The sequence below is a fragment of the Bacillus sp. MAG717A genome, assembly GCF_036884855.1.
In the GTDB taxonomy this organism is placed as follows: domain Bacteria; phylum Bacillota; class Bacilli; order Bacillales; family Bacillaceae; genus Bacillus; species Bacillus safensis.
Window position 1 is genome coordinate 1911412 of sequence record NZ_CP145733.1, and the last position, 15288, is coordinate 1926699.

General features: G+C 42.4%; 12 protein-coding genes. 10 read left to right on the plus strand and 2 right to left on the minus strand.

Annotated elements, in window-relative coordinates:
- Positions 1–40 precede the first annotated feature (40 nt).
- The 8 genes from V6Z54_RS09770 to V6Z54_RS09805 all read left to right on the plus strand — a co-directional run bounded on the left by V6Z54_RS09770 (position 41) and on the right by V6Z54_RS09805 (position 10959).
- The gene (locus tag V6Z54_RS09770) at positions 41–1042 is read left to right on the plus strand and encodes a sugar-binding protein (RefSeq protein WP_041087969.1); all 1002 of its coding nucleotides are present in this window, start codon (positions 41–43) and stop codon (positions 1040–1042) included.
- Positions 1039–2481: a sensor histidine kinase gene (locus tag V6Z54_RS09775; RefSeq protein WP_338527272.1), complete on the plus strand. Its 1443-nt coding sequence runs from the start codon at positions 1039–1041 to the stop codon at positions 2479–2481. The genes V6Z54_RS09770 and V6Z54_RS09775 overlap by 4 nt, the downstream gene beginning before the upstream one ends.
- Positions 2475–3893, plus strand: coding sequence for a response regulator (locus V6Z54_RS09780; RefSeq protein WP_338527273.1), 1419 nt, complete (start codon positions 2475–2477; stop codon positions 3891–3893). The genes V6Z54_RS09775 and V6Z54_RS09780 overlap by 7 nt, the downstream gene beginning before the upstream one ends.
- Positions 3894–3995: 102 nt before the next feature.
- A complete protein-coding gene (locus V6Z54_RS09785) occupies positions 3996–5261 on the plus strand; it encodes an ABC transporter substrate-binding protein (RefSeq protein WP_073978902.1) in 1266 nt (421 codons plus the stop codon).
- Between the two features lie 55 nt (positions 5262–5316).
- Complete coding sequence (locus V6Z54_RS09790) at positions 5317–6288, plus strand: sugar ABC transporter permease (protein WP_175297114.1); 972 nt, start codon at positions 5317–5319, stop codon at positions 6286–6288.
- Positions 6285–7106 carry a carbohydrate ABC transporter permease gene (locus tag V6Z54_RS09795; protein WP_041087976.1) on the plus strand — a complete coding sequence of 274 codons (822 nt, stop codon included), beginning with the start codon at positions 6285–6287 and terminating at the stop codon, positions 7104–7106. The genes V6Z54_RS09790 and V6Z54_RS09795 overlap by 4 nt, the downstream gene beginning before the upstream one ends.
- Before the next feature lie 147 nt (positions 7107–7253).
- A complete protein-coding gene (gene manA / locus V6Z54_RS09800; RefSeq protein ID WP_041087977.1) occupies positions 7254–8204 on the plus strand; it encodes a mannose-6-phosphate isomerase, class I in 951 nt (316 codons plus the stop codon).
- A 124-nt stretch (positions 8205–8328) separates the two neighbouring features.
- A complete protein-coding gene (locus V6Z54_RS09805) occupies positions 8329–10959 on the plus strand; it encodes an N-acetylglucosaminidase (protein WP_338527274.1) in 2631 nt (876 codons plus the stop codon).
- A 17-nt stretch (positions 10960–10976) separates the two neighbouring features.
- Here the strand turns inward: V6Z54_RS09805 and V6Z54_RS09810 are convergent, their stop codons facing one another.
- Positions 10977–12167, minus strand: coding sequence for a CDP-glycerol glycerophosphotransferase family protein (locus tag V6Z54_RS09810; protein ID WP_075612014.1), 1191 nt, complete (start codon positions 12165–12167; stop codon positions 10977–10979).
- Between the two features lie 11 nt (positions 12168–12178).
- Entirely contained in the window at positions 12179–12949 is a 771-nt protein-coding gene (locus tag V6Z54_RS09815; RefSeq protein ID WP_041087979.1) for a WecB/TagA/CpsF family glycosyltransferase, read from the minus strand.
- 359 nt (positions 12950–13308) lie between these two features.
- On the opposite strand from V6Z54_RS09815, the gene tagD reads away from it, so the two are divergent.
- Both tagD and V6Z54_RS09825 read left to right on the plus strand, forming a co-directional pair.
- Complete coding sequence (tagD, locus tag V6Z54_RS09820) at positions 13309–13698, plus strand: glycerol-3-phosphate cytidylyltransferase (protein WP_008343212.1); 390 nt, start codon at positions 13309–13311, stop codon at positions 13696–13698.
- A gap of 97 nt (positions 13699–13795) precedes the next feature.
- Positions 13796–15262 (plus strand): alpha-glucosyltransferase N-terminal domain-containing protein, encoded by a 1467-nt coding sequence (locus V6Z54_RS09825; RefSeq protein ID WP_338527275.1) that lies wholly within the window; start codon positions 13796–13798, stop codon positions 15260–15262.
- Positions 15263–15288 lie beyond the last annotated feature (26 nt).

Genomic DNA, 15288 nt, shown 5'->3' on the forward strand with positions numbered 1-15288 from the left:
CTTTTTTTTATGCGGAAATAGTGAAAAGGAGGAGGATAAGGTGAAATTATCTAAGTGGATCGGAATAGGCGCATTTCTCACATTTTGTGTGGTCTCTGTCATCTTTTTAACGTTATTAGGTCAAGATTTACTTAAAGTTGAAAGCGCTTCCGATAAAGAGGCGCCAACGTATCAATATCATTTTGTTCTTGTACCGGAGGAACTTGATAACGAATATTGGCAGCTTGTACAAAAGGGAGCTGCTGATGCGGCAGACGTTCATCACGTGTATCTAGAATATTTAGGCCCAAAGCAAGCGGATGTAGACGATCATCTGAAAACCATTGATATGGCGATCGCTGGGCATGTTGATGGCATTATGACGCAGGGACTTGATGCGAAAAAATACAAACCGCTTTTTCAGAAGGCGAGGGAAAAAGGAATTGATGTCGTCACCGTCGATACAGATGCAGAAGGGAGCAAGCGTCAAGTGTATGTAGGAACGGACAATTACTATTCAGGCTTTATCGCAGGGCAAGCACTCATAGCAGATACGAAAGGTGAACAGTATGTAGGAATTGTCACAGGCAGGCTGGATGCCATTCATCAAAAGCTGCGCGTCAAGGGCTTTCGAGATGCCGTCTCTGCTGAAAAACGCATTCATATTGCTGGAATAGAAGAATCAGCCATTACGAAGTCAGGGGCCTCAGGTGCAGCTTATAAACTATTAAACGATCATGCGAAGCTCACCGCATTTTATGGCACAAGTGCATTAGATGGTGCAGGCATCATTCAAGCAATCGCACAGTACCAATCATCCACTGATTTTTATGTGCTTGCATTTGACACATTGCCTGATACGATTCAGGCGCTTGATGATGGAACGATTGATGCCGTGGTCGTGCAGCATCCTTATGAAATGGGCTATCAAGCGGTTGAATCGCTTGTTCGTTTGCAAAAAGGTGAAAAAGAAGAACCTCTTCAGTACACGGGAACGAGTGTGATCCGGCGCGGGGATCTGCCCCTTCAGCAAACAGACAGAAAGCAGGGGATGCAGCCATGAGAAAGATTCGAAGTAAGCTGTTATTGGCATTTTTAACCCTTGTGCTTCTTGGCAACGTAGCTGCTTTTTTTGTCTACTGGAGCAGTTCAAAAATCACATCAGAATATAGCAGGAGCTTCCGTTCTTTTCTGCTGCTCAATGATATATCGACAGAAGCGAAAACGATGTATGAAAAAGTCAATGCCTATGCCATTGAAAAGGATCGGAAGTTTGCCAAAGAATACATTACGTCAAAACAGAAAATGAAATCCTACGATCAAGCGCTGCGAAAGGATGCCGGGCTTCATGCTGCGATTCCTTCTATTGAAAAATATCAATATATGATATGGACGCTCATCAATGAAAGTGATGCAACCATGACACATGTAAAAGAAGGGAAAATCGAAGAATATGCTGCAAGTGTGAAGGAAGTGAGAACCGTCTCCTCCTATATACAAGAGCAGACGATGACCCTGCTTGATGATGAATTATCTGAATATCAAGTACTCTATCAATCTCTTCAAAAAAGACATCAAACCTATGCGCTCTTTACCTTGTGTCTGTTTACGTTATCAATCGGGGTCGCATTATGGATGGCTTATATGATTGCTGGCGGGATATCAAGACCCATCGTTCATCTGTCCCGAAGCGTAAAAGAAGTATCAGAAGGAAATTTTGATGGATCGAATTTGCATGTCACCTCAAAGGATGAAATTTCTGTTTTAAATGAAGCCTTTCAGCGAATGCGGCAAGAGATGAAAATGATGATTGAAGAGATCAAACAAAAGGCAGCATTGGATCAAAAAATCAAAGACATGAAGCTAAAAACGCTGCAAAACCAAATGAACCCGCATTTTTTATTTAACACATTAAACATCGTTTCGCGGATGGCTTACTTAGAATCAGCGGAAGCGACATCGAGGTTGATTCAATCTGTTTCCACGCTGATGCGGTATTCGCTGTCTGCTCTGAGTACATCCGTTACATTGGAACAAGAAGTGAAAGTGGTGAAAGAGTATTTTCATATACAAGAAACGAGGTTTGCCGATCGTATTACATGCAAAACGTCCATTGATGAATCATGTTTATCTGTACATATCCCAAGTCTCACCTTACAGCCGCTTGTCGAAAATGCCTTCATTCATGGCGTCGAACCAAAGGAGGAAGAGGGACTTGTCGAGCTCTCAATCTATCAAGAAGGCGGCTATGTGATGATTCGGATTCGGGACAATGGGATGGGCATCAATGAATTGGAGAAAAGAAGATTGCTGTCAGAAAAAGAAGAGGAAGATCCGAACATACTGAGTAAAGGCCACTCGACAGGAATTGGTCTTCGAAATGTGATGTCAAGACTGCGTTTGTTTTACGGGGTACAGGATGCCCTTCAAATTGATTCAAAGCCAAACGAAGGCACCACCATACAATTGGCTATTCCGATGAAGGAGGGATCGGCATGCTGAACGTGCTGATTGTCGATGATGAAAAAATAGAACGACTAGCGATGCGGAAGTTCTTAACCGAATGGGTTCCAGAGTGTCATATAGCAGGAGAAGCGGAAAATGGAAAGAAGGCGGTTGAATTCGTGCGATCTGAGCCCATTCATCTTGTGCTCATGGATATCCAGATGCCTGGCATAGATGGACTGACGGCGATCAAACAGATCAAAGCAAGCAGTCCTCATACAAAATTCATTATGCTGACAGCCTACGATACATTCGATTACGCCAAGCAAGCGATGCAAGAAGGGGTGAAACAATACCTGGTCAAACCAGCTGATAAAGACGAAACCATCGCAGCCATTCGATTTGTAGCAGCAGAAATAAAGCAGGAGGCGTCTCAGCGGCAGGCGGCAGCGGCCGATCAGCAGTCAAAGTGGCTTGAAGCCCATATCATGAACGGTCAATCCTATACCTCCATGGAGTTTCAACAACTATTTTCAGAATATGAAGCAGGTCTTATCATCGCGGTGCAGCGGACGGGAGGGAATCAACTGTTGGACGATTTACTGAAATCTGCACAATTTCATACGGTGCCTATTCAGATGGGGGGTGAACTGTTTACATGCTTCATTTATAGTCAGCAAGGACCAGGTCAGCTTAAGGCAGAGGTGCTGCAAGCTATTCGAGCTGCCATGACAAATGGTCAGCCTTCACCTGTCGTTGGCATAGGGCACCCAGTCTCAAACCCGCTTCATCTTCAGAAAAGTGCAGCAGAGGCGAAGCTTTCCTATTATCAGCGAAAAAAGAGTGGCGGCGTTGTTCGTTATGGCTTTTACCAAACAGACATAAAGCCCGGTCCATTGATTCATCTGCCAGACCTTGCGGATAGCATGATGCAGGCGCTCGAGGAAGGGAGAAGAGAGGATGCGCTGGCTTTATTTGATGCTTTCCAATTAGAGGGGGCGACGATTTCACAAGTAAAGGAACTGCTGATTCTCTTCAAATCACGTCTCCGTACAGATCTATCAATATTGACAATCAGCACCGCAGCTGAATGCCGTCAGTGCTGTGAACACCTATTTGACGTGTACGAAGCGAGAACCCAGACCATCAATGACATTGAGCGGGCAAAACGTTACATCAAAACGCATTATTGTGAACAGATCACACTTGAACAAACGGCCGCTTATGTTGATTTAAGTCCAACCTATTTCACAAAACGATTTAAAGACGAGACGGGTCTGACATTTAAAGAGTATGTGACAACCTGCCGGCTGGATAAAATCAAAAAGCTCCTCAAGGACAGCTCGCTTAGCTTAAAAGAAATTACCTATCAAGCAGGATATACAGATCCTAATTACGTCAGCCGTGTGTTTAAGAAGATGGTCGGCTGTTCACCGAAGGAATATCGAAAACAGGCCGTAAAAAAATGAAGAATTTCATAAAAAAGTGCAGAAGTTTGCCTGAAAAAAAGCAAGGATCTGCCATTATACTTGTTTTGATAACGCTTACAAAATAGGGATGGGGGATCAATCATGAAGGTCAAATTAGGCTTTACACTGCTTGCACTCTGTATGCTGATCGTTACTGCCTGCAGTTCATCGACGAACTCAGAGGCAAAAAAAGAAGGCGGAACGGAAAAGCTCGAAATTTTCTCTTGGTGGACAGGAGCGGGTGAGGAAGACGGGCTGAAGGCACTCATCCAGTTGTTTGAAGAGAAGAATAAAGATATTCCAATTGAAAATGCAGCTGTCGCAGGTGGTGCTGGTACGAATGCAAAGGCTGTTCTGACTAGCCGTATGCAGGGGAATGATCCGCCTGCAACGTTTCAAGTGCATGGCGGGGCGGAGCTGAATGAGAGCTGGGTCGCGGCAGGCAAAATGGAGCCGCTGAATGATTTATATGAAAAAGAAGGCTGGAAAGACAAATTTCCAAAATCACTGATTGATCTTGTCAGCAAAGATGGAAAAATCTATTCCGTGCCAGTGAACATTCACAGGGGCAATGTGCTTTGGTATAACAAAAAGGTATTTGATGATGCAGGCTTAGAGCCGCCAACAACATTTGATGAATTTTTCAAAACAGCAGATGCATTAAAGAAAAAAGGGATCACACCACTTGCACTTGGAGATAAGGAGCCTTGGGCAGCGACTCATTTGTTTGAAAGTGTGTTGCTGGGTGTATTAGGGGCAGATGGTTATCAAAAACTTTGGGATGGCGACATGAAAATGGATGACCCGAAAGTGAAGGAAGCGGCAGACATCTTTGGACGGATGCTCGAATACGTCAATGATGATCACAGCTCACGTAACTGGCAGGATGCCTCACAGCTCGTGGCAAAAGGGGAAGCAGCAATGAATGTCATGGGTGACTGGGCGAAGGGGTACTTTGTGAATGATCTTGATTTGAAGGTGAATCAAGACTTTGGATTCACGGCGACTCCTGGAACGGAAGGAAGCTTTATGGTGATCACCGATACATTCGGACTGCCAAAGGGTGTGAAACAGCCAGAAAACGTGAAGAAATTCTTATCTGTTTTAGGATCTGTGGAAGGACAGGATGCATTTAATCCGCTAAAAGGATCGATTCCAGCACGTGTGGATGCAGACGTATCAAAATATGATGAATACGGAAAATCGGCGATGAAGGCATTTAAAGAGTCAAAGCTGGCGCCGTCTCTTGCTCATGGCTCAGCTGCTGAAGAAGGGTTTGTGACAAAAGCGAATCAAGCCGTCAATATCTTCGTGACACAAAAAGACAGCAGCCAGTTTGTTTCATCTTTAAAAGATGCAATGAAATAAAGACGAAAGAGGCGGCGGCTAGGCACCGCCTCTTTTTTAAAAGGAGTGTAGCTTCATGCGCATGGACACATCGCCGATGACAAAAACATCTATGCCCAAGGTCAAACGTATGCGGAAAAAATGGAATGGAGACCAGCTGCTGGCGCTGCTCTTTTTAGCCCCTTCAGCGATTTTATTATTCATCTTTGTTTACGGCTTTATTGGCTGGACAGGATATGTGTCATTATCAAACTGGACCACGCTTGTTCCTGATTTCTCATTCGCAGGTCTTCGCAATTATGCCATGCTGTTTCAAGATTTCCGCTTTCAGTCAGATCTTCGAAACACGGTCTTTTTTACTCTATTTTTTATTGGGGCTGTCATTGTCTCTGGTCTTGCACTTGCAATTTTACTAGATCAGAAGATCAAGGGGGAATCTCTTTTTCGGAATTTATTCTTCTTTCCGATGGCCCTTTCCTTCGTTGTCACAGGGGTTGTTTGGCAATGGATTTTAAACCCGTCAACAGGGGTGAATTTATTTTTGAAAACGCTCGGTATCCAGCCTAAATGGTACACGGATACGAATATTTTAGCCGGATTTGTTTGGGGAAAAATTGAGTTTGGTGTACCTGCGGCCATGATTGCCGTCGTGATTGCAGCTGTTTGGCAAATGACAGGCTTCTCTCTGGCGATGTATTTGGCGGGTCTCCGAGGAATTCCAGAGGAAGTAAGAGAGGCTGCTAGAATGGATGGTGCAACGGAGTGGCAGATTTACTGGAAAATCATTTTTCCTCTTTTAAAACCGATTACTGCAAGTGTTGTCATCATCATGGCTCATATTTCATTAAAGATTTTCGATTTGATTTACTCGATGACAGGACCGGGTGCGAACTTTGTCACGGATGTCCCGGGCGTGTATATGTTTGAAATGACCTTTAGAGGAAACCATTATGCAGGCGGTGCCGCCATTGCGATTGTCATGCTGATCTCTGTTGCGGTCTTTATCGTGCCATACCTCCTGTCGAGCCGGAAGGGGGCTTCATCATGACAGCCAGACAGTTTGTCCGTCCAGTTCTTTATGCTTTATTGATTTTGTGCAGTCTATTTTTTTTGATGCCAGTTTATGTCATGCTCGTCACTAGCTTGAAGCCATTAGGTGAAGTCACCCTTGAGCGAATGTGGTCGCTGCCATCTACCATCGATTTTTCAAGCTATCAAATCGCGTTTGAAAAGCTGGCACCCAATTTAATGAATTCTCTTTATCTAGTCATTCCTGCTACTTTATTGTCAGCTGTATTAGGTGCAATGAATGGCTATGTCCTATCAAAATGGCGTTTCAAAGGATCAGAAGTCGTCTTTACGCTGATGCTATTTGGGATGTTTATTCCATATCAAAGTATTCTAATTCCACTTATTCAATTTTTGCGTGAAGTCGGATTGTATAATTCAATTCCAGGGCTTGTGCTTGTCCATGTCGTGTATGGACTTCCGATCACAACACTCATGTTCCGAAATTTCTATGTGAGCATCCCAGATGAAATGATTGAATCGGCGAAAATGGATGGCGCAGGTTTTATCGGGATTTTCAGACATATGATTCTTCCGCTTTCGATCACAGGATTTGTTGTGGTCGCCATTTGGCAGTTCACAAATGTGTGGAATGAATTCTTATTTGCAGTCACGATGACCACTGCGGAGCATCAGCCGGTGATGGTTGCCTTGCAAAATCTATCAGGCAGTCAAATTGTGCAATGGAACGTCCAAATGGCAGGAGCGATATTGGCTGCGCTGCCGACACTACTCGTCTATATTCTTCTTGGAAAATACTTTGTCAAAGGGCTTCTTGCAGGCTCTGTCAAAGGGTAAAACAATTTTTGTGTTATCGTTTTCATTCGGTGTACTGAAAGGATTGACTTCTCTTTAGATAGCGTCATAATAAAAGTTGAGACTTACTAGTTTTCATCAAGCTAGGCAAGGATTATCAAAGGGTAGCAAAGGGAGGAGTCATCCTGAATGAAGCAGTCACCAATTTTTTTACTGCCTGAATTGAAGGAGAGAATATGGGGAGGTACAGCCTTAAGGGATCAATTTGGCTATGATATTCCTTCTGATCAAACGGGAGAATGCTGGGCAATTTCTGCTCATCCAAACGGACCAAGTGTCGTGCAAGACGGTCCATATAAAGGGAAAACGCTGATCGAACTTTGGGACAATCATAGAGAATTGTTCGGGGGGATAGAAGGCGATCGCTTCCCGCTTTTAACCAAAATTTTAGATGCAAACCAAGACTTGTCCGTACAAGTTCATCCAGATGATGATTATGCGGAAAGACATGAAAATGGCGAGCTTGGAAAAACAGAGTGCTGGTATATCATTGACTGCAAAGAAGGAGCGGAAATGATCTATGGGCACAATGCAAGAACAAGAACTGAGCTTGTCACCATGATGAATAGCGGAGATTGGGAAGGTCTTTTGCGGCGGGTGAAGATTAAGCCTGGTGATTTTTATTATGTGCCAAGCGGTACCATTCATGCGCTTTGCGAAGGAACACTTGTCCTTGAAACGCAGCAAAGCTCAGATACAACCTATCGCGTATATGATTATGAACGAAAAGACCAGGATGGCAACGAACGTGAACTTCATTTTGCGCAAGCCATTGATGTCACAACGGTTCCTCATGTAGACGGTTATGCAGATGAATCAGTTGAAACACGCCAGGGAGTTACCATACGTACATTTGTCGAAGCAGAATATTTCTCTGTGTATAAATGGGAAATTGATCAAAAAGTAGAGCTTGCGCAGGATTATCCGTTTTTGCTATGCAGTGTGATTAAAGGAGAAGGGTCTTTAGAGCATGACGGAAACACATATCCACTGCCAAAGGGCGCTCATTTTATTCTGCCGGCTGAAACAGGAAGCTTCTCAATAGAAGGATCTTGTGAACTGATTGTGTCGCATATATAAGGCAAAGAGGACTTCGAGGGGGTCCTCTATTTTTCTATTGCATAAATGACTTGAAAGAGTACTTGTTTTTGTCGATAAAGAGATTAGTAGACTATTATGCAAAGTTAAGAGAGGGACAGGGAACGTGAAAAAAACCATCAAGATTATGTTACTCGCAGCTGCCTTTGGTATGACATTACACACGGGTAAAGAAGCACAAGCAGCCTCCTATGTCGACCAATCCATTTATACGATGAACACCACAAAGGTATTTACAACAGAAGCAGAAGTGAAAAAAGCAGTGGAAACACTGAAGAAGGACAAAAAGTGGACAGCCACTTACCAAACCTCAGGAAATACGTCGAGCTATCAGCTCACTGCCTCAGGATATGAGTCACAAGCAGCAGCGAGTGCAAGTGCAGCTGCATTAAAAAAAGAGGTGGGCATGAGCGGTACGGTGTCTCCAGTAGGTGACCGCCTTCCTTTACAAAAGATCGTATCTGACCCAGTCAATGATGAAAGTCAGGCGAAAAAGCTCTCACTTGAGCTAACAAAAACATCTGGGCTCAATAGCTCCTATGAAGTCATCAATCAAAGCAGACCTTCCTATCAGGTCATATCAGGAACCATTGATTCTGAAACGAAAGTGAAAAATATTCAAACCGAGTTACAAAAGCAGGCAGGCGTCACCAGTACATACCAAACAGAAAACAAAGCTGGAACTGTATATCAGCTGATTTCAAGCGGTATTGTTGGACAAAGTAAGGCAAATACCATTCTGCAAGGTTTTCAAAAGGCATCCGGTTTAAAACCAGTGCTTCAAACGGTGACAGCGGGTAAGCCGTATTACATCGTCACATCGGCTGCACAAGCGAGCCAGTCGAAGGCACAGACACTCCTTACTCAGCTGCAAAAAGAAGCAAAGATCAGCGGGAAGATTCAAAAGACAGGAGCCTTAAAAAATGTCTACAGCTTGGAATCAGGCTATTTCAAAGACAACAAACAAGCAGCTTCAGCTGCGGCTCAAATTAAGAAGCAAGCCGGTGCTGCAGGTACTGTGCAGCGAGTGGGAAAAACAAAAAATTATATCGTAAAGCTCAATCAATTGAACGATACAGCTTACGCAAAAACGATAGCTTTTTTCAAGAAAAAGAAATGGCGCTACACGTCCAAAAAGATTTCTTCTACACAGCCATATCATGTAGTGACGGGGAACCTTTTAGGAGATGATCAAGCGAAAAAAGCAGCAGCTTTCTTCCAAAAGAAAAAAGTATCTGCGACAACGAAAAAAACAGGCAAGGTATCAGACAGCACATATCGACTCGTCGTCAATCAAGCAGTAGACCAAGCGAAAGTGAATAAAGGTGCCGCATACTTAAAAACGCAGAAGGTGACAAGCAGCATCAAGACAAGTAAGGGACAGGCTGTCAGCAAAACATATAGTCTTAAGACAACACCTGTATATGAACAAACTAAAGTGAAGCAGGCTCAAGAGATCATCAAGAAAAATGGCATTGCCAGCAGTACAAAAACGCTGACACAAGCGGTCAAGCAATACCGTATCACGACAGAGCCGACAGTGAATCAGACAAAACTGAATCAAGCACTCAGCTATTTGACGAAACAAAAAATGAAGGCTGCTGCACAAAAAACAGCCGCAGTCGATTATGCTCAATATCAGATCAAAACAGGTGCCATCTCAACAGCGGCACTGCGTGACCAAGGCATGGCATTTTTCAAAAAACGGAATGAAACCGCTGCGTATACAACAACAACGAAACCAACTTACAAAATCAACATTACGCAGCAATTTACAGGATTACCAACTGTAAATGCAGCCATTGCATTTGTGAAAAGCCAATATGGCTGGACAGCCACAGCCGTAAAAATTAAAAATGGCCCAATGGTCATGCAAACGAATTATAACCTCACTGTCAATGAGATGGTAAACAAACAAATGAAGGTGTCACCACAGACAGATGGTGCGGCCTATGTTTATGCAGCATATGTAGACCAAGCAACATCGACAGTGAATACGGATGGCTTAAATGTCCGTTCTACACCTGATTCGAGCTCTGCAAGCAACATTGTGGCACAGCTGAATAAAGGAGCAAAAGTGAAACAGCTTGGAAAAGAAGGAAACTGGATCAGGATCAACCTCGGCTGGAGAAATGCAAGTGCAGCAGAGGTGCAAAAATATGTAGATCCAGCCAATATTGCAGAAGGTACGCAATCTTATTTTCAATTTCTGAAACTCTCTGAAGCTGCGAATCTCAATCCGGCAGAGGTTAATACAAAGATTTTAGCAGGCAAAGGGATTCTTGCGGGTAAAGGACAAGCCTTTATTACAGCAGCAAAAACGTATCATATCAACGAAATTTATCTTATTTCTCATGCGTTGCTTGAAACGGGTAACGGAAGTTCCATTTTAGCGAATGGTACAATGTTTAATGGAAAGAAAGTATATAACATGTATGGCATTGGCGCATATGACAGCAATCCGAATTATCTCGGTGCAAAGTATGCGTATGAACAGCAATGGTTCACACCAGAGGCAGCGATTATTGGCGGGGCAAAATTCATTGGCAACAGCTACATCAATAATGCGACATACAAACAAGATACGATTTATAAAATGCGCTGGTCTGCTACAGCAACTCATCAATATGCAACAGATATTGGCTGGGCTTCTAAGCAAGTCACTCGTATGTATAGTTTGTATAACCTGCTTGATGACTATACGCTCTATTACGATATCCCAGTGTATAACAAATAAAAAAACGTCCGTGCTTCCTATTGAGAAGCCGGACGTTTTTTTTGTAAGAGCAGCTGCTGTTCAATGAATGAAAGGAGCTGCTGACTTGATTGTCCCTTTGAATATTGGTTCCATTCCTCAGCAAAGGTTTTGATTTGTTCTTTATTGGTTGATACGTTTAGGTGTAAAAGCTCCTGCAAAAGCATGTTTTGAGTAACGCAAGCCTTTCCAGGAATGATGTCTTCATACCGATCAACTAAGCCGCGTTTCTCCCGGTAAGTGTCTAAGTCATAAGTGAAGAACAAGACAGGCTTTTCGAGCAGTGCATACTCAAACACAATCGACGAATAATCTGTCACTAGGACATCACAAGCACAAAGCAATGGATAGAGCGGCTGATCGGACACATCAAATATCCATTCACCGTCTGTTTGTGCTTTTGCTAAATGTTTGACTGCAGGATGAAGCTTGACGAGCAGAATATAATCGCCATTCAGCTCAGTTTGCAATTGCTCTTTTGAAAAAGGCAGGACAAGGCTGTCCATTGCAAAGTCTCGATAGGTCGGTGTATAGAGCAGGATCTTTTTCCCTTTTGGGATATCATTCAGCTTTAATGAAGGCCGATGCTGTTCATAGTACAGATCCGTCAGTGGTACACCAGTTTGTAAAAAGCGTTCATCATTGGCCCCGAACGAAGTCTTGAAAATCTCACGCATGTGATCTGAGCCTGTCACGATGTAATCAAAAGAAGCATAGACGCGTTTGAAGCGTTTGATGTCACGGGGACTTCGTTCAGAATTTGAAGCATCTTCAAGCCCGAACTTTTTCAAAGCGCCATTGGCATGCCATACTTGAATACAGGTGGTAGAAGGCCGTTTTCTAAGCACACTGGTCATGAGAAAGTAATTATCCGTCACGACAACCTTGCTTTTAAACATCGTATACATACATTGAATGAGATGGAGAGGATTTTTTTCATGAAAATAGCGAAATGACAGATGAGGCCCGTCCTTTTCTATCGCAGAAGCATGCTTCGTATAGAGGACAGTAAGCTTCATTGTCATGTTCGCCTGTTGTTGATAAGTATGAATGAGAGCAGCCGCATTCTCTTGGAATGAAACAAGCAGCGTCACCTGGTTTTCACGCGGTTTCACGCCGCTCATCAGCCAACCAATGAAAGAAATAAAAGCTGCGTAACATGAAATCATCATTGAGCGTATATTCAACATTTGTCAGTCTCTCACAGCTGCTTCGTCTGATCCTTTACTTGCTCAGGATAGTAACGTTTTTTTCCTTTGCTTTCCTTCAATACGGCAAAAGCGTACTTAGGAATATTCAGCATTCGTTTCCATCTCCATGGATTCACAATCAATCTATACAGCCATTCTGTATTTGTCTTAATCATCCAGCGTGGTGCACGCTTCACCGTTCCGCTAAATACATCAAAGCTTCCGCCTAAACCGATGCAAACAGCCTGCGGGAATAAATGGCGGTATTCGTAAATAAAGTTCTCTTGGTTTGGATAACCTAATGCAACGAACACCATATCAGGTTTCGAGCGCGCGATTTGCTTTGCTACGAAACGTTTATCGGCTTGATAGCCGTCACAGCTTCCGGCAAGGATCACATTTGGATATTCCGTATCAATTCGCTGTTTCACAGCCTCAAGCACTTCTTTTTTCGCACCATATAAAAAGATTCTTTTAGACTGCTTGTTTGCTAGATCAAGCATAGACATGAAGACATCAAAGCCGGCAATTCTTGACTTAAGCGGACTTTGGGTCATGCGAGACATCAATACGACGCCTACACCATCCGGCAGTACATAATCCGCAGATGAGACGACTTGATGGTACGCATGATCTTTCATGACGGCATAGCCTATCTCTGGATTAACAGTCGCAATCATGGCGCCTCTTCTCTGAGAAATATGATGCTGATTCATATAGCTGATAAATTCATCTAAGTCGCCGTTTACATAAGAAAGGTTAGAGACCACTTCTGTTTGCATTGTTTAGACCTCCTTTTTATCTTGTTATCTATGAACGTTCATTGTAAATTCATTCTTCACCTACTCATCATTTTATCACAGATGCTCCATGAATTATTAACAATAACTTTACAAACCTTTAAATTTCGTGACATTTTCATCAATTCATATGGATGATACTCTGTAAAACATTGATTCCTCGGACTTTCCCTCCTGCACCCAATAAATTGGAAATAGTTTGTCTTTACATCCACTTAACGTTTGGTGGGCGCTGTGATATAATGAGGTTCCGAAGAGCGAATCGAATATCACAGAATTACGGATAAATTACTGCACGAATGCAGTCGAATAAGGATTGAAGAAAGGAGTTTATGTTTGCAATGAAGAAAGTTATTACTTACGGTACATTTGATTTATTACACTGGGGGCACATTAAGCTGCTAGAGCGTGCAAAGCAGCTCGGAGATTACTTAGTGGTGGCCATCTCTACAGACGAGTTTAATTTACAAAAATCAAAAAAAGCTTATCATAGCTACGAGCATAGAAAGCTGATTCTTGAAACCATTCGTTATGTAGACGAAGTCATTCCAGAAAACAGCTGGGATCAAAAAGTCCGTGACGTGCAAGAGCACGATATCGATGTGTTTGTCATGGGAGATGACTGGGAAGGTAAATTCGATTTCTTAAAAGAACATTGCGAAGTCGTATACTTGAAGAGAACAGAAGGCATCTCGACAACACAAATTAAGGAAGAAATTGCGGGACTTTAATAGATCGAAAAAAAGTACTTCTTATCTTTTGGTGAGAAGTACTTTTTCATGTAAAATACAATGAGCAAGTCATCATTATTTTTAAGGAGAGCTTCCTTTGTTTCAAAATTGGATGAAGAAAAAAGTTGAAGATACATTGGATCAATCTGAACAACATGAAACACTGGCATCAGTGGACATGCCTGATATGGACTACTACTTTATTATGGGTGATGTGCCAAAACAGGATGAGGGCTTAACGAAGTCTTTAAAGACAAGAATAGAACCATTAGCTGATCAACATAAACGTACTGCAATTTTAACTTTGAATTATGATGTAAATATGAAGGAACGTATTCACCGCATGGAAGAAATTTTTTCTCCTGAGGTTGAGATCTTGAATGTGTATGAACACTATATTCTACCGGAAAGCGGAAGTAAAAGACGTTATTCGGAATTTATTGTCGGTGAATCATCGCATTCGATCAATGAAGCCGTAATTCCAGCAGAAGAATCCAAGATTCAGGTGACGAGATATGAACGGTCTTCTTCTCCCATTTGTTATATTGAACAATATAATGAAGAGCGGCAATTGGTGAAAAGGGAAGAATATAATTGGCAGGGCGTTTTATGCAGAGTACAAAGTTTTGTTCCCCATACAGGTGCACTATACTTGGAGGAATTGATCAATGACGATGGCAGTATTTATATGGAGTTCATCTACCATGGAGATGTAAAAAAGAATCCAGTTCGGCATATTAATTGGTATAAAAAAACAGGAATTCAAACATTTACAAAGAAGACGGATATTAAACAATTATGGCTATCCAGTATTCAATCCCAAAATGACCGTTTGAAATTGATGATTACAGAGGACCGGGATCAAGACCGCCACCTGTTTAAAATCGATCAGCCTGAAACAACATATTACGCTGCATTTGTGCATCATGCACATTATGAAGAAGATCTGCATCAAATCAATTCTCAATATGGAGAATTATTTAAACAAATAAGAAAACAGCAAGTGGATGCTGTCTTTTTTGGGGATACTGAGCATAAAGAAGATGTCGAGAAAGTCTTGGGAGAACAAGCTTATTTTTATCTTGTTCCTTCTGACGAAGAGACTGTTTGGAATACGGCCATTCATCATATGCTCGAAAATCGTAAGCATAAAGATGAACTGAGAGGAATCGTGGACCGTATGAAATGGGTCCTGCGTGATTTAAGCTCTGAGCATCATGTTCTTCACCTTCAACTCGATGTAAAAGATGAAATGAGTCATGCGGATCATGTGCAAATTGATTTTGCAGGATATGATCGAGTGAATGGAGCTGAAATCATCTCTCAAACAATCGATGAAAACCATCTAGTCAGCTTCCCAATCGGCCATTTTCAAACAAAGAAAAACATTGAAATCAATCAAACGAAATTTGTGGATTTTTACATTCGTTTTAAAACAGTAGAACTTCAAGAGGTTTTGCAGCGTCTAGAAATAGAAGGTGAGCTGCTTACGAATAAACCATCGTCCATCGATGGATGGTCATATCAAACGAAGCAAGGAAACTATTCTTGGAAAGTGAAATAGCCATATAACGGTAAGATTTCTGAACA